The sequence below is a fragment of the Stutzerimonas stutzeri genome (assembly GCF_000219605.1).
GTDB classification, from domain to species: Bacteria; Pseudomonadota; Gammaproteobacteria; order Pseudomonadales; family Pseudomonadaceae; genus Stutzerimonas; species Stutzerimonas stutzeri.
The window spans coordinates 4,102,806-4,121,100 of sequence record NC_015740.1; the positions used below are offsets into that span (position 1 = coordinate 4,102,806).

General features: G+C 65.0%; 15 protein-coding genes. 5 read left to right on the plus strand and 10 right to left on the minus strand.

The window, feature by feature from the left end:
* The first annotated feature begins 98 nt into the window (after positions 1–98).
* Together PSTAB_RS18905 and msrA are read left to right on the plus strand one after the other, a co-directional pair.
* Positions 99–2,771, plus strand: coding sequence for a putative bifunctional diguanylate cyclase/phosphodiesterase (locus PSTAB_RS18905; RefSeq protein ID WP_013984231.1), 2,673 nt, complete (start codon positions 99–101; stop codon positions 2,769–2,771).
* A 102-nt stretch (positions 2,772–2,873) separates the two neighbouring features.
* Entirely contained in the window at positions 2,874–3,521 is a 648-nt protein-coding gene (gene msrA / locus PSTAB_RS18910; protein ID WP_013984232.1) for a peptide-methionine (S)-S-oxide reductase MsrA, read from the plus strand.
* Positions 3,522–3,928: 407 nt separating this feature from the next.
* Here the strand turns inward: msrA and PSTAB_RS18915 are convergent, their stop codons facing one another.
* The 9 genes from PSTAB_RS18915 to bioB form a co-directional block, all read right to left on the minus strand.
* Positions 3,929–5,707, minus strand: coding sequence for an acyl-CoA dehydrogenase C-terminal domain-containing protein (locus tag PSTAB_RS18915; RefSeq protein WP_013984233.1), 1,779 nt, complete (start codon positions 5,705–5,707; stop codon positions 3,929–3,931).
* A 138-nt stretch (positions 5,708–5,845) separates the two neighbouring features.
* Positions 5,846–7,135: a GGDEF domain-containing protein gene (locus PSTAB_RS18920; RefSeq protein ID WP_041771876.1), complete on the minus strand. Its 1,290-nt coding sequence runs from the start codon at positions 7,133–7,135 to the stop codon at positions 5,846–5,848.
* A gap of 160 nt (positions 7,136–7,295) precedes the next feature.
* On the minus strand, positions 7,296–9,101 hold the full coding sequence (locus PSTAB_RS18925) for a phenylacyl-CoA dehydrogenase (protein WP_041772010.1): 1,806 nt from the start codon (positions 9,099–9,101) through the stop codon (positions 7,296–7,298).
* 367 nt (positions 9,102–9,468) lie between these two features.
* Complete coding sequence (locus PSTAB_RS18930) at positions 9,469–9,717, minus strand: hypothetical protein (protein WP_011914869.1); 249 nt, start codon at positions 9,715–9,717, stop codon at positions 9,469–9,471.
* Positions 9,718–9,781: 64 nt separating this feature from the next.
* Positions 9,782–10,489, minus strand: a complete 708-nt coding sequence (gene bioD / locus PSTAB_RS18935; RefSeq protein ID WP_013984237.1) for a dethiobiotin synthase — start codon at positions 10,487–10,489, stop codon at positions 9,782–9,784.
* Positions 10,489–11,286, minus strand: coding sequence for a malonyl-ACP O-methyltransferase BioC (gene bioC / locus PSTAB_RS18940; RefSeq protein ID WP_013984238.1), 798 nt, complete (start codon positions 11,284–11,286; stop codon positions 10,489–10,491). The genes bioD and bioC overlap by 1 nt, the downstream gene beginning before the upstream one ends.
* Positions 11,279–12,004 (minus strand): alpha/beta fold hydrolase, encoded by a 726-nt coding sequence (locus tag PSTAB_RS18945; protein WP_013984239.1) that lies wholly within the window; start codon positions 12,002–12,004, stop codon positions 11,279–11,281. The genes bioC and PSTAB_RS18945 overlap by 8 nt, the downstream gene beginning before the upstream one ends.
* Complete coding sequence (gene bioF / locus PSTAB_RS18950) at positions 11,997–13,175, minus strand: 8-amino-7-oxononanoate synthase (protein ID WP_013984240.1); 1,179 nt, start codon at positions 13,173–13,175, stop codon at positions 11,997–11,999. Before bioF ends, PSTAB_RS18945 begins: the two co-directional genes overlap by 8 nt.
* Before the next feature lie 106 nt (positions 13,176–13,281).
* A complete protein-coding gene (bioB, locus tag PSTAB_RS18955) occupies positions 13,282–14,337 on the minus strand; it encodes a biotin synthase BioB (protein WP_013984241.1) in 1,056 nt (351 codons plus the stop codon).
* A 93-nt stretch (positions 14,338–14,430) separates the two neighbouring features.
* Here bioB and PSTAB_RS18960 point away from each other — a divergent pair, with 93 nt between their 5' ends.
* The gene (locus PSTAB_RS18960) at positions 14,431–15,135 is read left to right on the plus strand and encodes a ComF family protein (RefSeq protein ID WP_013984242.1); all 705 of its coding nucleotides are present in this window, start codon (positions 14,431–14,433) and stop codon (positions 15,133–15,135) included.
* Positions 15,136–15,189: 54 nt separating this feature from the next.
* On the plus strand, positions 15,190–16,164 hold the full coding sequence (locus PSTAB_RS18965) for a serine/threonine protein kinase (protein ID WP_013984243.1): 975 nt from the start codon (positions 15,190–15,192) through the stop codon (positions 16,162–16,164).
* A 68-nt stretch (positions 16,165–16,232) separates the two neighbouring features.
* Here the strand turns inward: PSTAB_RS18965 and PSTAB_RS18970 are convergent, their stop codons facing one another.
* Positions 16,233–17,072, minus strand: coding sequence for a 23S rRNA (adenine(2030)-N(6))-methyltransferase RlmJ (locus tag PSTAB_RS18970; protein ID WP_011914877.1), 840 nt, complete (start codon positions 17,070–17,072; stop codon positions 16,233–16,235).
* Positions 17,073–17,206: 134 nt separating this feature from the next.
* Between PSTAB_RS18970 and PSTAB_RS18975 the strand changes: the two genes are divergently transcribed.
* A complete protein-coding gene (locus PSTAB_RS18975; protein ID WP_013984244.1) occupies positions 17,207–18,250 on the plus strand; it encodes an NAD(P)H-dependent flavin oxidoreductase in 1,044 nt (347 codons plus the stop codon).
* Positions 18,251–18,295: the final 45 nt, after the last annotated feature.

The window sequence follows — 18,295 nt, forward strand, 5'->3', positions numbered from 1 at the left end:
CCTGAATTAATATTATTTAGCCATCGTCCTTCGCTGGAACGGCACCTGGAGCTCAGGCCCGCCCAACTCCGTGGAGCATACTGGAAGCCAGCCGCTCGATGAAAATACATACCGATGCCGCCAGTCGTCTGGCGACCGAGGTTGTGACGCAGTTGCCAGTGCCATCACGGCTCGGCATGCTGCGTTTCGAGCGCCTGAACGAATCCAGCTGGACATTGTTGTTCCTCGACCCTGCTTGCGAACGAACCATCGGCGTCTGTGCCGCCGACCTGTGCTCTCTGGTCGACTCCCCCTACGCCAGCCTCATGGAGCCCAGCGCCCGCCACCAGCTGCATGAGGACATCCAGCAACAGTTGGCCGAACGCGGCCACTACTCGGTGAGCTATCGCCTGCACGGCCCAGAAGGCGTGCTGGAGATCACCGAACTCGGCGAAGCCTTCCAGCAGTACGGCCGCGAGCTGCTCAGAGGCTATCTGATGTCCGGCGGCCAGCCCGAATCGGAGCAGGATCTGCGGGTACAGAACGCCAGGCTCCGCGCCGCGCTGCAACAGCATGAGCAAGCCCAGGACGAGCATATCGAGCACATGCTGCGCTCACGCACCCAGCAGAATCTGATCGTCCGGCTGGCTCGGCATCGCTACGGCTCCGCCAATCCACAGCAGGAGGCCGCGCAGCTGATCACCCAGGCGGCCTGCGAGGTCTACGAGCTGGGCCGTGCCACGATCTGGCATCTGAACGGCACGCGCCTGGAGCCGGTGGCGTGCTACCGACTCGACGGAGACCATTACGAAACGCCACCCGCGCTGGAGCTCGCGCCTTATCCGCGCTATCTGCAGGCGCTGCAGAGCGGCCGCGCCATAGATGCCCAGGACGTTGGCCAGGATCACCGCACCTGTGAACTGGACGAATGCGTCTATCGCCCGCAAGCCATTCGCTCGATTCTGGATGCCAGCATACGGGTCGGTGGTGAAGTGATCGGCGTGCTCAGCCTGCAGCACAGCGGCAAGCCACGGGCCTGGCATGCCGACGAAATCGCCTTCGCCGGTGAACTGGCCGATCAGTACGCGCAGGTACTGGCCAACCAGCAACGCCTGAGTGCCACCCACATGCTTGGCCTGTTCCAGCGCGCAGTGGAGCAGAGCGCCAGCGCCTTCATCCTGGTGGACCGGGACGGTCGCGTGGAATACGTGAACCCTGCCTTCACCGCCATCAGCCAGTTCTCCGAGTCCGAAGTGCGCGGTCAGCGCCTGGCCGATCTCAAGGCTCTGGAAAACCTCGGAGAGCTGCTGTTCGACACCTCGTCGGTACTCGCCCACAGCAACAGCTGGCAGGGAGAGTTTCGCTCAAGGCGAAAGAATCTGGAGCCCTACTGGGGGCAGCTGTCGATCTCGAAGGTCTTCAACGACGACGGCATGCTCACCCACTACATCGGCATCTACGAGGACATCACCCGCAGCAAGCTGGCCCATCAGCACATCGAGCGCCTGGCCTACACCGACAACCTGACCAACCTGGGCAATCGTCCTTTCTTCATCCGCAGTATCGAGGAGCGCTTCGCCGCAGGCGCCGAGCCGAGGCTCTGCCTGCTGCTGGTGGACATCGACAACTTCAAGCGAATCAATGACAGCCTGGGCCACCAGACCGGCGACAAGCTGCTTACCAGCCTCGCACGCCGGCTGCGCAACGGCCTCAGCCAGCAGAGCGTGCTGGCACGTTTCGCCAGCAACGAGTTCGCCCTGCTGTTCGATGACAAGGGCCTGGAGGAAGGCATAAGACTGGCGGATCAGGTGCTGCGCATCCTCGACAAGCCACTGTTGGTCGACAAGCAGCTGATCAGCGTCAGCGGCTCGCTGGGACTGGCCTGCTCACCGCAACACGGGCGCGACCCGGAAACCCTGATGAAGCATGCCGGGCAGGCGCTGCACAAGGCCAAGGCGAACGGCAAGAACCAGGTGCAGATATTCACCGAAGCCCTGCATGCCGAGGCCAACTACAAGCTCTTCGTCGAGAACAATCTTCGCCGCGCGCTGCTGCAGAACGAGTTGGAGGTGTTCTATCAGCCCAAGCTGTGCCTGCACACCGGCCGGCTGCAGGGGCTGGAGGCGCTGCTGCGCTGGAACCACCCGGAAAAAGGCATGATCCGCCCGGACCAGTTCATCAGCGTCGCGGAAGAGACCGGGTTGATCATTCCGATCGGCAAATGGGTCGTTCGCGAAGCCTGCCGCATGGGCGTTACGCTGTCGGAGCTGGGTCTGGGCAAACCCCAGATCGCCATCAACCTGTCACCCAAGCAGTTCTCCGACCCCGACCTGCTGAGCTCCATCGCGGCAATTTTGCTGGAGGAAAAGCCCCCCGCCGGGCAACTGGAACTTGAGCTGACCGAGAGCCTGCTGCTCGATGCCACCGAGGAAACCCGTCAACAGCTGATCGGCCTCAAGGCGCTGGGCCTGACCCTGGCCATGGACGATTTCGGCACCGGTTACTCCTCGCTCAGCTACCTGAAGAAATTCCCCATCGATGTGATCAAGATCGATCGCAGCTTCATCAAGGACATCCCTGACAACCAGGACGACGTGGAAATCACCTCGGCGGTGATCGCCATGGCGCGCAAGCTGCACCTCAAGGTCGTCGCCGAAGGCATCGAAACGCCGGAGCAGCTGAAGTTCCTCCGCCGACATCGTTGCGATATCGGCCAGGGCTATCTGTTCGACAAGCCGATCCCGGGCACCGGACTGACCGATGCCCTGCGCCGCTACCCTCACTGGTGCTGATAAGCGGAAAGCGTGGCGACGCACGGTCGCTGGTGCGCTTTCGCTGCCGGCCTGCCTTTTTGTAGCCTAGGGCTCAGCTACCGTCCCCCGATCGAGGCCCGCATGTCGCTACGCTCGCAGATACTGGTCAACAAACAAGCACTGCCCACGGCAGAACAGGCGCTGCCCGGCCGCTCGACGGCGATGCCGGTCCCGCCGGCGCACCATGTGAACGGCAATCCGCTGCAGCCACCATTCCCGGCCGACCTGCAACAGGCGGTCTTCGGCATGGGCTGTTTCTGGGGCGCGGAACGTCGCTTCTGGGAACAACCCGGGGTATGGACGACGGCGGTGGGCTACGCCGGAGGGATTACGCCGAACCCGACCTACGACGAAGTGTGCTCCGGACTCACCGGTCACACCGAAGCGGTGCTGGTGGTGTTCGACCCCAAGGTGATCGATTACGAAACCTTGCTGCGCATCTTCTGGGAGGCACACAACCCGACCCAGGGCATGCGTCAGGGCAACGATGTGGGCAGTCAGTACCGGTCGGCGATCTACTGCATGGACGCGCAGCAGCGCAGCGCGGCCGAAGCCAGTCGGGAGCGCTTTCAGCAGCGCCTGAGCCAGGCGGGCTTTGCGCAGATCACTACCGAGATTGCCGACGCCCCGCCTTTCTACTATGCGGAGGCGTACCACCAGCAGTATCTGGCGAAGAATCCAGGAGGTTATTGCGGACTCGGCGGGACCGGCGTCTGCATGCCGGATTGATGCGGTGCAGTCGAGTTAATGCTGCCCTTCGCCAGGCGTCCCTGCTGCTTGGCAAACGGCGGACTTGGCAGAAAAGAAAAACCCCGCCGAAGCGGGGCTCTGCAGACTGAATCCTGACATCCTTGATCGCGCGCCGTCCTGGCACCGCTCCCTGTGTGGTCCGTGTTGTTTGATCGCGCTTCCTGCGCCACATTCCTGATGCGGAAGATTACTGCCAGGCCTTGTGAGCCAGTAGTAGCCATTTTACATCACGCTTTGTAAGTCTTTTCCTACACCGCGTCATCCATGATGCAGGGCTGTAAGTCCAGGCTTACATTGCGCGAGTTTTATGACCTGAGGCCCGGCTTAATCGTTCCGCGTCATGGCCAAATAATTTCATATTGCCTTTAGATTAAGCCGGCTCGATCTCAAAACTGCGCGGCATCCAGCAGGTAGAGCGACTCGCTGCCGGCCTTGACTGACGCCGTAAGCGAGTGGATGCGCGGCAACAGCCGGGCAAAGTAGAAACGCGCCGTGCCCAGCTTGCTCTGATAGAAATCGCCCTCGCCCTGCTTCGCCAGTGCCACCGCAGCCATGCGCGCCCACATGTAGGCGTACGCGGTGTAGCCGAACACGTGCAGGTACTCGACCGAAGCGGCGCCGATCTCGTTCGGATTGGTCTTGGCCTGATCGATCACCCAGGCGGTCAGCTCGTCCAGATTGTCCAGCGCAGCCTTGAGGGGCTCGGTGAACTCGCGCAGATCCGCACCGGCACTGGCGACGAACGCGCGGATCTCATCGACGAACGCCTGATACATGGTGCCGCCGCTGCCGACAATCTTGCGTCCGACCAGGTCCAGCGCCTGGATGCCGTTGGTGCCTTCGTAGATCTGGGTAATACGGCAGTCGCGCACCAGTTGCTCCTGGCCCCATTCGCGAATGAAGCCGTGGCCGCCGAACACCTGCTGACCGTGCACAGTGGTTTCCAATCCCATGTCGGTGAGGAAGGCCTTGGCCACCGGCGTCAGCAGCGCAACCTGCGCCTCGGCCCGCTGCCGTGCCGCTTCGTCGTCGCTGAACTTGGCGATATCGAGCTGCAGCGCGACGTAGCTGGAGAAGGCTCGCCCACCTTCGTTCAAGGCCTTCATGGTCAGCAGCATGCGCCGCACATCGGGGTGCACGATGATCGGGTCGGCAGCCTTGTCCTGCGCAATCGGGCCGGTCGGGGCACGGCTCTGGATGCGCTCGCGAGCGTACTCGATGGCGCTCTGGTAGGAACGCTCGCCAGTGGCCAGCCCCTGAATGCCGACGCCGAGGCGCTCGTAGTTCATCATGGTGAACATCGCCGCCAGGCCCTTGTTGGCTTCACCGACCATCCAGCCAGTGGCGCCGTCGAAGTTCATCACGCACGTCGCGGACGCCTGGATACCCATCTTGTGTTCGATCGATCCACAGGACAGCGAGTTGCGCTCGCCCAGCGAGCCGTCGTCGTTGACCAGAACCTTCGGCACGAGGAAAAGGGAGATGCCGCGCGAACCGGCCGGTGCATCCGGCAGCTTGGCCAGTACCAGATGGATGATGTTGTCGGTCAGGTCGTGCTCACCGCCGGTGATGAAGATCTTGGTGCCGCTCACCTTGTAGGAGCCATCGGCCTGCGGCTCGGCCTTGGTGCGGATGATGCCCAGATCGGTACCGGCATGCGGCTCGGTCAGGCACATGGAGCCGGACCAGACGCCGGCGTACATGTTCGGCAAATACTTCTGCTTGAGCTCTTCGCTGGCGTGGGCGTAGATCGACAAGCAGGCGCCAGACGTCAGCATCGGATACAGACCGAACGCCAGGCTGGCGGAGTTCATCATCTCCTCCACCTGCGCCGAGATGACCTTGGGCATGCCCATGCCACCGAATGCCGGGTCACCACCGACACCCACCCAGCCACCTTCAGCGTACAGCTGATAGGCCTCGCGATAGCCGGCCGGTGTCGACACCGCACCGCCGTCCCAGCGGCAACCCTCTTCGTCACCACTGCGATTGAGCGGGGCGATGCTGTTGGCGGTGATCTTGCCGGCCTCTTCGAGGATCGCGTCGGCGGTTTCCGCGTCGACCACCTCGGCCAGGGCTGGCAGCGCCTGCCAGAGCTTCGGCGCATCGAAGACTTCATTCAGGACAAAACGCATGTCGCGCAGCGGCGCTTGGTAGTCAGCCATGGCAAGGTTCCTCGCAAGACACTGGGTTGCAGCCACTGTGGGCCGTTTCCAGCGAGTCTAACCGAACAACCAGGACAGGATTAAGCGTCTTTTTATGACCAGATAGTTTTATGCGGTCATAAGCGAACCGCTACAGCCCTAACGCGAATGGCCGGCCATACGCACTGCGCCGCGCCCGCTGCCATGCACCCGAACGCAATTGCGTCCGGCCTTCTTGGCGCCATACAGCGCCTGATCGGCAGCCTTGATGACTTCCTCCGGGCTGCGTTGGTCGCTCTGCCGCTCGGCCACCCCGATACTGATGGTCACCGACACCTGCGCTGTCGACGAATGACCACGCGCCATACGTCCCTGGCGGTCATCCTTGGGTCGCTTGCTGGCGTCACGCAGTTGCAGGGCGTACCCCTCAATCGCTTGGCGGACAGCCTCCAGGTGCGGCAGACACTGCTCGACGCTACGCCCCGGAAACACCAGAGTGAACTCCTCGCCACCGTAGCGATAGGCGCGCCCGCCACCACCGACCTTGCGTAGGCGGCTGGCCACCATCTTCAGCACCTGGTCGCCGACATCATGGCCATGGGTATCGTTGAAACTCTTGAAATGATCCACGTCCGCCATGGCCAGCACGTACTGCCGGCCGAGGCGCTGCAGTCGCTCGTTCAGCGCACGCCGCCCCGGCAGACCGGTCAGCTCGTCGCGAAAGGCCATGAGATAGGCTTCGTGAGCGATGGCCACGACCAGCATGAGCAACACATGGCTGCTGAGGATATTCAGTGCGGCGATGCGACTGAACGTCTGGGGCAGCATCAGCAGCAAGGCGATCAGCGCGACGATCTGCGCCGCATGTGAAGGCCTGGGCTGCCGCAGGTACTGCACTACCAGCAGCGTCAGCGCAATGAGGAAAGCCGGATAGGCCAGCTGGATGAGTGGCAGCCAGTCGGTCTGCAGGGAAGGCCAGCGAATCACCACCAGCCAGCTATGCAGCGCGTCTGGAAACCGCTTCGCCAACGCGACTGCAACGACGCTCACAGAAAACAGCACTGCCGCCCGGGCGAGCCCATCCTGCGCCAGATGACTGCGCTCGCGCCACAGCCCGTACAACCCATACAGCAGCGGCAGCAGCAGGCTGCACAGATGGAACGTCAGCGCAGCGTCGCCCAGCAATTGGCCATGGGCCCGATAGTAGTCCGCGTGGGTATCGAGCAGGAAATAGGCGATATAGACGCAGAGCAGCAGGAACAGCTCGCGGATGCGGCCGTACATCGCGCACAGCGCCCCACCGAGCAGCAACAGTACCGTCGGCAGCACGTTGTACAGCGAGGTGAAGAACACGTTCAGCGCCAACTGGCGTGCGACCACCTCACCGCCTAGCAGCAATGCCAGCGGTGCGAGGAAATGGCCGAAGCGAGGCGAGTAGGAGCGCGACACGAGGATTCCGGCGCAGCCGAGAAAAGCTGGCATTTTGCCTTAACGGTCGCGGTTGTGCAGCCAAAAGGTCGCGAAACCGCAACCGCTTGGCAAACCGGCAATGGCACGGCGCAAAAAAAAAGCCGCTGCGGATGCAGCGGCTTTCTTCAGCGACAACCGATCAGTAGCCGAGGGCGAAATCTTCCTCGGCCATCTGCATCAGGTTGTCGGCGCCGGACAGCATCGCGTCCACATGCATACGGGTACGCGGCAGGATGCGCTGGAAGTAGAAGCGCGCGGTCTGCAACTTGGCCTTGTAGAACGCCTCATCAGAAGTGCCTTCAGCAAGCTTCTCGGCAGCAACCCGAGCCATGTCAGCCCAGAAATAGGCGAGGCAGGCGTAACCGGAATACATGCAGTAATCGACGGACGCCGCACCGACCATTTCGCGGTCTTTCATCGCCGCCATGCCGATCTTCATGGTCAGCTCACCCCACTCCTTGTTCAGCTGGGCCAGGGGGGTGACGAATTCCTTGATGGCTTCGTTGCCTTCCTGGTTCTGGCAGAACTTGTGCACGATCTTGGTGAAGGACTTCAGTGCCTCACCCTGGGTCATCAGCACCTTGCGGCCCAGCAGGTCCAGCGCCTGGATGCCGGTGGTGCCCTCGTACAGCATGGAGATACGCGCGTCACGCACGTTCTGCTCCATGCCCCACTCGGCGATGAAGCCGTGACCACCGTAGATCTGCACGCCGTGGTTGGCCGCTTCGAAGCCCACTTCGGTCATGAATGCCTTGGCGATCGGCGTGAGGAAGGCCAGCAGCGTGTCGGCCTGCTTCTTCTGCTCTTCATCCTGGCTGTTCTTGACGATGTCGACCTGCTTGGCGGTGAAGTAAACCATTGCGCGGTTGCCCTCGGCGAACGCCTTCATGGTCAACAGCATGCGACGCACGTCCGGATGCACGATGATCGGATCGGCTGGCTTTTCCGGCGCCTTGGGGCCGCTCAGCGCACGCATCTGCAGGCGCTCGCGGGCGTACTTGATGCCGCCCTGGAAGGCCACTTCGGCGTGGGCCAGGCCCTGCAGCGCGGTACCAAGGCGCGCGGCGTTCATGAAGGTGAACATCGCGTTCAGGCCCTTGTTCGGCGGGCCGATCAGGAAGCCAGTGGCGCCGTCGAAGTTCATCACGCAGGTGGCGTTGCCGTGGATACCCATCTTGTGCTCGATGGAGCCGCAGGACACGCCGTTGCGCTCGCCCGCCTCGCCTTCGGCGTTGGGCAGGAACTTGGGAACGATGAACAGGGAGATGCCCTTGGTGCCAGCCGGAGCATCGGGCAGGCGAGCCAATACGATATGGACGATGTTCTCGGCCATGTCGTGCTCACCGGAGGAAATGAAGATCTTGGTGCCGTTCAGCTTGTAGCTGCCGTCGGCCTGGGGCTCGGCCTTGGTGCGCAGCATGCCCAGATCGGTACCGCAGTGCGGCTCGGTCAGGCACATCGTGCCGGTCCACTGGCCGGATACCAGCTTGGTCAGGTAGGTGTGCTTCTGATCGTCGGTACCGTGGGTGGCGATGGTGTTCATGCAGCCGTGGGACAGGCCGGGGTACATGCCCCAAGACCAGTTGGCCTGACCGATCATTTCGCTGATCGCCAGACCGAGGGATTCGGGCAGACCCTGACCGCCGTGCTCGACGTCATGGGCCAGGCTCGGCCAGCCGCCTGCCACGTACTGCTCGTAAGCTTCCTTGAAACCGGTCGGCGTCTTCACACCCGACTCGCTCCAGGTACAGCCTTCAATGTCGCCGACGCGGTTCAGCGGAGCGAGTACCTGCTCACAGAACTTCGCGCCCTCATCGAGAATGGCATTGACCATGTCCGGGGTGGCGTCTTCACATCCCGGGAGGCTCTGATAGTGCGCCTCGTAGCCGAGCAGCTCGTCACGTACGAAACGGATATCGCGCAAGGGGGCCTTGTAATCGGGCATAGCGTAAACCTCAGCGGTGAGTTCTTGTTGCAGCTGACCGGCAAGTCCGGCCATTCGAATTCGATTCCGACCGTCGGACGATACGCCCGACGGGTCAAACAGGCGTTTGAAACATACGTTTCGACCTGAGCGATGTCAAGCAGGGGAAGGGTCGCCATCGATCGGCTGAATCGGCCAGATTACGGGCACAGTCGCACCGGCCTCGACGCCAGGCAAGGCAGATGGGTCTACTGGAAATGCATTGTTGCAATCACTTGTCGGGGTGGCGTAAGCGATGGCGAGCCAGACAACGAGCGTGGAAACAGCCGAACAGGCGCCTGGCAAAGCGGCGCGCTCGCAGCAAGAGAATGGGGAGCGGGAAGCTCGATCAGGCCTGAGTGTCGATCAGCGTACCGAGCACTTCGTCGGCGCTCTGGATCATGCGGGTGCCGAGTTTGGCAGTGTGCTCGCCGAGCTTCAGCTGGATCAGCTCTTCGGTGAGATCGGCGACCGCCTGGGAATTGCCCAGCGCGGGCGCACTGGCGGAGGCGATGCTGGATGCGGCCTGCTCGACGCGCTGCTGACCGTTCTGGAAGGCGCTCAGTCCGGCGCCCATGAGGCTGTTGGTGATCTGCATGGCTCGCTCCGAGCGCTATCAGGTAGCCATCATTCAAGCAGATGCCGGTTGCGCCGACAAGGCGCTAGTTCGTGGAACCTCGACCGCTCGGCAGATGCAGGGCGTCGAGCGACAGATGGCGGGCGACCTGCTGCGCGCTCGGCTGGTCAAGGCGTGGCACACGGCCGAGGCACGGTGCTGGCAGCAGCTCGGCCAGCGTCGCCAGATTCTCCTCCAGACGCGAGGTTGCCGGATCGACGATGTTGGCCACCCAGCCGGCCAGTACCAGCCCATCCCGGGCAATCGCCTCGGCACTGAGCACGGCGTGATTGATGCAGCCCAGCCGCACGCCAACCACCAGGATCACCGGCAAACCCAGTGCCTGCGCAACCGCCGAAAGACTTTCCCGCGCGCTGAGCGGCACGCGCCAGCCACCCGCACCTTCAACCAGGGTGAAATCGGCCTGCCGCGCTAACACCGTACGTATCACCTGAACCAAGCGTTCGGCACTCAGCTCGACACCGGCTTCACGAGCGGCGATATGCGGCGCGATCGCCGGCGCGAAGGCGAACGGGTTGACCGCCGCGTATTCCAGCGCCGGGCTGCATTCGGCCTGCAGCGCCAGCGCATCGCTGTTGCGCAAGCCGGCGTCGGTCAGCTCGCAGCCAGAGGCGATCGGCTTGATCGCCGCGGTGGACAACCCCTGTGAGCGCGCGGCATGCAAAAGGCCGGCGGCGATGGTGGTTTTGCCGACGTCGGTATCGGTGCCGGCGATGAAGAAGGCGCGACTCATCATGGTTCCTTACGCAGAATCCCGTAGACGACCTGATAGGTGGCGGGCAGCCCCTCGGCCTGGCGGTAGCGCTCGTAGGCGTCGACCAGCGCTCGGATGCGTGCGCGACCGGTCAGCCCGCCCGGTCGACCGGGGTTGAGGTTGTGCGCGCCGAGCGCCTTGAGTTCGTGGGTCAGCTGCCGCAGATCGGCAAAATGCAGCACCTCGGGGCGAACCTCGAGGCCGAGCAGTTGCAGACCGCTGTCCCGGCAGAGTCGCTGGTAGGTGTCCAGGGTGCGAAAACGGTTGACGTGGGTAAAACCGTCCACCGCCTGCCAGCTGTCACGCAGCTCCTGCAGGGTACCCACACACAGGCTGCTGAAGGCAAAGGTGCCGCCTCGGCGAAGCACCCGTCGCGCCTCGCCGAGCACGCTGGCGAAATCTTCGCACCACTGCAGGGCCAGGCTGGAAAAGATCAGGTCCAGGCCAGCATCGCGCAGCGGCAGGCGTTCGGCGTCGCCAGCCACGAAATACCGCGCGCCTCCCTGCGGCCGGGCATGGCGCAGCATTCCTTCGGCGATATCCAGTGCGACACCCTCGGCGTGCACGAAGCGGCTTCCCAGCACGCGAGAGAAATAGCCGGTGCCGCTACCCAGATCGAGCCAGCTGGCGACCTGCAGATCGGCGGGCAGCCGCGCCAGCAGCTGGTTGCCGACCTGCCGCTGCAGGGCCGCGACGCTGTCGTAGCTGGCCGCCGCGCGGGAAAAGGACGCGGCGACCTGGCGCTTGTCCGGCAACAGGGCAGTGCTGTCAGTCATCCTCGCCCTCACCCATGAAGGCCAGCATGGCCGTCGCCACGTCTTCCGCGCGTTCCAGCGGCAAACCATGGCTGGCATTGGCCAGCACATCGACCTCCACATCCGGCAGGCAGGCCAGCAACGCCTCGGCCGCGGCCGCCGGTACCAGCGCATCGCTGCCGGCGAACAGGTGCAGCTGCGGCCCGACATAGCGCTGCAGTGCCGCGCGCCCGTCCAGTTCGGCGAGCAGGCGCAGACCCGCGGCCGACACCGCCTGCGGCTGATCCAGCAGGCTCACCTGCAATTGTCGGGCAAGGGTGCGTGGATCGTAGGCGCCGCGACTGCAGAGCAAACTGAAGCGCTTGAGCGTGTCGTCCGGGCCGAGGCGGAAGGCTTCCTCGAAGGCATCGAACACTTCCGCTTGCATGGCCGTCGGCCAGTCGTCGCGACTGCGAAAGCAGGGATTGCTGCAGATGGTGATCAGGCCGGGGCAGCTGTCGCCGCGACGCGCGGCCAGTTGCGTGGCCAGCATGCCGCCCAGAGACCAGCCGGCCAACCAGCTGTCAGGCGGCACTCGCGCATCCAGTTCGTCAAGCCAGGCGCCGGATTGCGGTTGCGTTGGCAGCAACGCGATCTCGACCTGCAACCGCGGTTCACGCTCGCGCAGCAGTTCGGCCAGGGGTTCCAGCGCCGCCGGGCCAAAGGCCCAGCCGGGCAGCAGAATCAGTCGATCACGCATCGTCGCACTCCTCGGGCAACAGGGCCCAGCACTCGGCCAGCGCCTCCAGCAGGCGCTCGAGCTGCGCATCGCTGTGACTCGCGGTGAGGGTAATCCGCAGCCGCGCGCTACCGGCCGGAACGGTCGGCGGACGTATGGCGCCGACCAGGATGCCGCGCTCGCGCAGCAAGGCCGACAACCTCAGCGCCCGCGCGCTGCTGCCCACCAGCACCGGCTGGATCGGCGTCGGGCTGGCCATCAGCGTCAGGCCGATCTGCGCCGCGCCGGCCCGAAAGCGCGCGACCAGTCGGTTCAGCTGGTCTCTGCGCCAGCCCTCGCTGCGCAGCAGCTCCAGGCTTTTCAGTGTGGCACAGGCCACCGCCGGCGGCTGGCTGGTGGTGTAGATGTAGGGACGGGCGAACTGGATCAGCGTTTCGATCAGTTCCTCGCTGCCGGCGACGAAGGCACCCGCGGTACCGAAGGCCTTGCCGAGGGTGCCGACCAACACCGGCACCTCGTCGATCCCGAGACCGAAATGCTCGGCGATGCCGCCGCCGGTGGCGCCCAGCGGGCCGAAGCCGTGGGCATCGTCGACCATCACCCAGGCGCCATGTCGCTTCGCCTCGGCGCAGAGCGCCGGCAGGTCGGCGAGGTCGCCGTCCATGCTGAACACGCCATCGGTGACCACCAGGGTGTTGCCGCTGGCCTTCTGCAGTCGCTTGGCGAGGCTGCTCGCGTCGTTATGCAAATAGCGAGAGAAGCGCGCACCACTGAGCAGACCGGCATCGAGCAGGGAGGCGTGATTGAGGCGATCTTCCAGCACCGTGTCGCCCTGCCCGACCAACGCGGTCACCGCCGCCAGATTGGCCATGTAGCCGGTGGAGAACAACAGCGCACGCGGCCGGCCGGCGAACTCGGCAAGCGCCTCCTCCAACTGGTGATGCGGCGTGCTGTGACCGATCACCAGATGCGAGGCACCGCCGCCCACGCCCCAGGTCGCGGCGCCCTGCTGCAGCGCCGCGATCACCTCGGGATGGTTGGCCAGGCCCAGGTAGTCGTTGGAGCTGAACGCCAGCAGGCGTTCACCGTCGACCGTCACCTCAGGCCCTTGCGGACTCTGCAGCAGCGGACGCCGGCGATAGAGGTGCTCGGCACGACGGGCGGCGAGGCGGGAAGCGAGATCGAATGTCATGGCAGGAACCGGAGACCGTGAACAACCGCAAGCGGGCCGTCACTGCGAAGAAACCAGAGCAGGCACCGGGAGGACGAACGCGACGCTCATCCCCCCGGCGAGAAGATCAGACCGCGGCGTTGTAGAACAGCTTGCTGTCGCGCTGCTCGATCAGCGCCTGCTCGATGGCTGCCTGGTGCACCTCGTCGGCGTGCTCCTGACGTTCTTCCGGCTTGATGCCCAGACGCGCGAACAGCTGCATGTCCCTGTCCGCCTGCGGGTTGGCGGTGGTCAGCAGCTTCTCGCCGTAGAAGATCGAATTGGCACCCGCGAAGAAGGCCAGGGCCTGCATCTGCTCGTTCATCTGTTCACGCCCGGCCGACAGACGCACATGGGATTTCGGCATCATGATCCGCGCCACGGCGAGCATGCGGATGAAGTCGAACGGATCGACGTCCTGTTCCTCGGCCAGCGGCGTGCCCTTGACCTTGACCAGCATGTTGATCGGCACCGACTCCGGGTGCTCCGGCAGGTTCGCCAGCTGGATCAGCAGGCCGGCGCGATCGTCCAGCGACTCACCCATGCCGAGGATGCCGCCCGAGCAGATCTTCATCCCCGCCTCGCGCACGTAGCTCAGCGTCTCCAGACGCTCGGCGTAGGTGCGGGTGGTGATGATGTTGCCGTAGAACTCCGGCGAGGTATCCAGGTTGTGGTTGTAGTAGTCCAGGCCCGCAGCGGCCAGGGCGCGGGTCTGCTCCTGATCCAGCTTGCCGAGGGTCATGCAGGTTTCCAGGCCCATGGCCTTGACGCCCTCGACCATCTTCAGCACGTAGGGCATGTCCTTGGCTGACGGATGCTTCCAGGCCGCGCCCATGCAGAAGCGGGTGGAGCCGATGGCCTTGGCCTCGGCTGCGGCCTCCAGCACCTTCTGCACTTCCATCAGTTTCTCTTTATCGAGACCGGTGTTGTAGTGACCGGACTGCGGGCAGTACTTGCAGTCTTCCGGGCAGGCACCGGTCTTGATCGAGAGCAGCGTGGAAACCTGAACACGATTGGGGTCGAAGTGCTGGCGATGCACGGTCTGCGCCTGGAACAGCAGGTCGTTGAAGGGTTGCTCGAAGAGCGCCTTGACCTCGGCGAGAGACCAGTCGTGGCGGGTAACGGAAGCGGAGGTGGCGCTCATGGGCATTCCTTGTAATTAATAGCGGCGCGGCGGCCTGACACGGATGCGGAATGGTTAGCCAAGCCCGATACGCTGTCAACCAGGAACGGAATCATGGTTTACAACTGGTCAATTGTTGAACACCACTGCCTGCTCTGCGACGAGCGCTGCGAGGGTCAGCCGCTGTGCAGCCCCTGCGAGGCGGATCTGCCGTGGCTCGACGGTCGGTGCACGGTCTGCGCGGTCCCGCTGCCCAGCCGCGGCCTGGTCTGTGGCGAATGCCTGAAGCGACCGCCCAGCTACGATCACGTCGAAGTGCCCTGGCGCTTCGCCTTCCCGGTGGATGCGCTGATCACCCGCTTCAAGCACCAGGCACGCTGGCCCTATGGCCGGCTGCTCGGCGAACGCCTGGCACATCATCTGGAGCATGCCTTCGCCGAGGGGCTGCCGCGGCCGGACCTGCTGCTGCCGGTGCCTTTGGCCCGTCGTCGCTTGCGCCAGCGCGGTTTCAACCAGGCGCAGATGCTCGCCGACTGGCTGAGCCGCCCACTGGGCATCGCCACCGACGCCCGCGTGCTCGAACGTGTGCTCGACACCCCGGCTCAGCAGCAGCTGGACGCCGCCACCCGCCGCCGCAACCTGCGTCAGGCCTTCGCCATCGCAACCGGTGCCGACGTCAAGGGCCGGCATCTGGCGCTGGTCGACGATGTGCTGACCACCGGCGCGACAGCCGAAGCCCTTGCGCGCCTGCTCAAGCGCGCCGGCGCCGAACGGGTCGATGTCTATTGCCTGGCGCGCACCCCGAAACCAGGCGAATGAAGCCGCCGACCGATGGAGGGCGTACACTGGACGACCTAGTCAGCGGAGCCGGTCATGTCCCATCCCTTCGACACACTCACGCCGGACCTGGTCCTCGACGCCGTGGAAAGCATCGGCTACCTCAGCGATGCCCGCGTGCTGGCGCTCAACAGCTACGAGAACCGCGTCTATCAGGTGGGCATCGAAGACGAAACGCCGCTGATCGCCAAGTTCTATCGTCCGGGTCGCTGGAGCGACGCGGCGATCCTCGAGGAGCACCAGTTCAGTCTGGAACTGGCCGAGCACGAGGTGCCGGTGGTGGCACCGCTCGAGCGCGACGGCAGCACGCTGTTCGAGCACGCCGGCTTTCGCTTCGCCCTCTTCCCGCGCCGCGGCGGCCGCGCACCGGAGCCCGGCAATCTCGACCAGCTCTATCGCCTCGGCCAGCTGCTGGGCCGCATGCATGCGGTAGGCGCCAACCGCCCGTTCGAGCATCGCGAAACGCTGGGCGTGCAGAACTTCGGCCATGATTCGCTGAGCACGTTGCTGGAAGGCGACTTCGTGCCGCGGAGCCTGCTGCCGGCGTACGAGTCGGTGGCGCGGGACCTGCTCAAGCGGGTCGAGGATGTCTTCGCCAGCACCAACTTCACCCCGATCCGCCTGCATGGCGATTGTCACCCGGGCAATATCCTCGCCCGCGACGACGCCTTCTATCTGGTCGACCTGGATGACTGCCGCATGGGCCCGGCAGTACAGGATCTGTGGATGATGCTCGCCGGCGAGCGACACGAGCGGCTCGGCCAGCTGGCCGAACTGGTGGACGGCTACAACGAATTCCACGATTTCGCCCCGCGCGAGCTGCCGCTGATCGAGGCCCTGCGCGCGCTGCGGCTGATGCACTACAGCGCCTGGCTGGCACGACGCTGGGACGACCCGGCCTTCCCCATGAGCTTTCCCTGGTTCGGCAGCGAGCGCTACTGGGGCGACCAGGTGCTGATCCTGCGCGAGCAGATGTCGGCGTTGCAGGAAGAGCCGCTCAGGCTGTTCTAGTGGCGAGCCGGTTTTGGCCGGCTGAAGCCCACCGAGCCGGCCAATGCCTACACGGGCGAAGGCCCTCTTCAGGCCTCTTCGATCAGCCAGTCCAGCCGCCAGCCACCCTGGCTCTGCGCCAACTGCTCGGCCAACCAGGGCAACAGCTCTCGCAGTTCATCCTCCAGCCCCCACGGCGGGTTGACGATGGCCAGGCCCGAGCCGGCCAGGCGGCTGGCGTCGTCGGCGGGGTGGACGAACAGTTCGGCGCGCAGCAGTTTCGGGGCGCCGCTGCGGGCGAGGTCCTGATAAAAGCGTTTGAGCTGGCGCTCGTCCTTGATCGGGTACCAGATCACGCCGATGGTCTGGCGCATGCGGCCGAGCGCTTCCTTGAGCGCCGTGACGCATCGGCTCAGTTCGTCGGCCTGTTCGAATGGCGGGTCGATCAGCAGCACCACGCGCTTCTCGCGGGTCGGCATCAGCGCCCGCGGTACATGCCAGCCCTCGCCCCGGTGCACCGCCACGCGGCGGTCGCCGGACATGTTGTCCTTGAGCAGGGCGCCATCCTCGGGATGCTTCTCGTTGAGCTGCAGCCGATCCTGCTCGCGGGTCAGCTGCCGCGCCAGTTCCGGCGAGCCCGGGTAGTAGCGCAGCGCGCCGTCCGGGTTGAGCGAGCGGATCACGCCGAGGTAGTCGTCTAGCAGCGCCGGGCGGGTTTCGGCCTGCCAGATGCGGGCGATGCCCTGCAGCCACTCGCCGGTGCGGCTGGCCTGGTCGCCCGCCAGGTCGTAGAGGCCGACGCCGGCGTGGCTGTCGAGGTAGGCGAACGGGGCCTCCTTGCGCGACAGCAGGGCGAAGATCCGGCTCAGCACCAGGTGTTTGAGCACATCGGCGTGGTTGCCGGCATGGAAGGCGTGGCGGTAGTTCATCTGATCCTCCTGGAGAGCGGCGCAGTTTACCTGTCGGCCCTGCCCAGCGCAGGCCCGGCATGACCGGCGTCGTTTTCCCCAATCACCGACACGGGCTACAGTGGCGCCCCACGACCACTGAACGGAGCTGCCCCATGGACCTGCGCGATCTCTTCGGCATCGAGCACCCGATCATCCAGGCACCCATGGCCGGTGCGCAGAATCACCTGCTGGCCGCGGCGGTCTGCAAGGCCGGCGGGCTGGGCTCGATCCCGGCCGGCATGCTCGATGCGGCGGCGCTGGACGCCGAGCTGACCGCCATCGAGGCGCTGACCGACCGACCCTACAACGTCAATTTCTTCTGTCACCAGACGCCAGCCGCCGACCCGACGGCCTTCGACGCCTGGCACCGGATGCTCACACCGTTGTTCGCCGAATTCGACGTCGACCCAGCCAACATTCCGGCCGGCGCCACCCGCCAGCCGTTCGACGTGGCAATGGCCGCGGTGCTGGAGCGGCACAGGCCCGCACTGGTCAGCTTCCACTTCGGCCTGCCTAGCCCCGACCTGTTGCAGCGCGCCCGCGCCACCGGGGCGAAGATCGCCTCCAGCGCGACAACGGTCGCCGAAGGCCTCTGGTTGCAGCAGCACGGCGTCGACCTGGTGATCGCCCAGGGTCTGGAGGCCGGCGGCCACCGCGGCATCTTCCTCAGCGAGGACCTGACCACCCAACTCGGCACCTTCGCCCTGCTGCCGCAACTGGTCGCCGCGCTGGACGTACCGGTGGTCGCCGCCGGCGGCATCGCCGATGCCCAGGGCGTGACGGCAGCGCAGGCCCTGGGCGCCGCTGGTGTGCAACTGGGCACCGCCTACCTGCTGTGCCCGGAGAGCCGCACCAATGCGCTGCATCGCGCCGCGCTGAAGAGCCCGCAGGCAGTGCATACCGCGCTGACCACCCTGTTCAGCGGGCGCCCGGCACGCGGCATCGTCAACCGCATCATGCGCGAGCTGGGTCCGCAGCCCGAAGGGGTGCCGCCCTTCCCGCTGGCCGGCAACGCCATCGGCGCGCTGCGCGCCCAGACCGAGAAGCAGGGCCTGGATCACTGTACGCCGCTGTGGGCCGGGCAGAACGTCAGCGGCTGCCGGGAGATCCCGGCCGGCCAGCTGACTCGTGAACTTGCCGGCGGCTGGCGGGCCTGAGTCATTACGCATTCCGTCGCGGCGAGCCCTGAGCCGCCGCGACGG

Bases quoted from the DNA above. Each gene is read 5' to 3' on its own strand.
- PSTAB_RS18905 (WP_013984231.1), top strand. From the start codon at position 99: ATGAAAATACATACCGATGCCGCCAGTCGTCTGGCGACCGAGGTTGTG.
- msrA (WP_013984232.1), top strand. From the start codon at position 2,874: ATGTCGCTACGCTCGCAGATACTGGTCAACAAACAAGCACTGCCCACG.
- PSTAB_RS18915 (WP_013984233.1), bottom strand. From the start codon at position 5,707: ATGGCTGACTACCAAGCGCCGCTGCGCGACATGCGTTTTGTCCTGAAT.
- PSTAB_RS18925 (WP_041772010.1), bottom strand. From the start codon at position 9,101: ATGCCCGATTACAAGGCCCCCTTGCGCGATATCCGTTTCGTACGTGAC.
- PSTAB_RS18930 (WP_011914869.1), bottom strand. From the start codon at position 9,717: ATGCAGATCACCAACAGCCTCATGGGCGCCGGACTGAGCGCCTTCCAG.
- bioD (WP_013984237.1), bottom strand. From the start codon at position 10,489: ATGAGTCGCGCCTTCTTCATCGCCGGCACCGATACCGACGTCGGCAAA.
- bioC (WP_013984238.1), bottom strand. From the start codon at position 11,286: ATGACTGACAGCACTGCCCTGTTGCCGGACAAGCGCCAGGTCGCCGCG.
- PSTAB_RS18945 (WP_013984239.1), bottom strand. From the start codon at position 12,004: ATGCGTGATCGACTGATTCTGCTGCCCGGCTGGGCCTTTGGCCCGGCG.
- bioF (WP_013984240.1), bottom strand. From the start codon at position 13,175: ATGACATTCGATCTCGCTTCCCGCCTCGCCGCCCGTCGTGCCGAGCAC.
- bioB (WP_013984241.1), bottom strand. From the start codon at position 14,337: ATGAGCGCCACCTCCGCTTCCGTTACCCGCCACGACTGGTCTCTCGCC.
- PSTAB_RS18960 (WP_013984242.1), top strand. From the start codon at position 14,431: ATGGTTTACAACTGGTCAATTGTTGAACACCACTGCCTGCTCTGCGAC.
- PSTAB_RS18965 (WP_013984243.1), top strand. From the start codon at position 15,190: ATGTCCCATCCCTTCGACACACTCACGCCGGACCTGGTCCTCGACGCC.
- PSTAB_RS18970 (WP_011914877.1), bottom strand. From the start codon at position 17,072: ATGAACTACCGCCACGCCTTCCATGCCGGCAACCACGCCGATGTGCTC.
- PSTAB_RS18975 (WP_013984244.1), top strand. From the start codon at position 17,207: ATGGACCTGCGCGATCTCTTCGGCATCGAGCACCCGATCATCCAGGCA.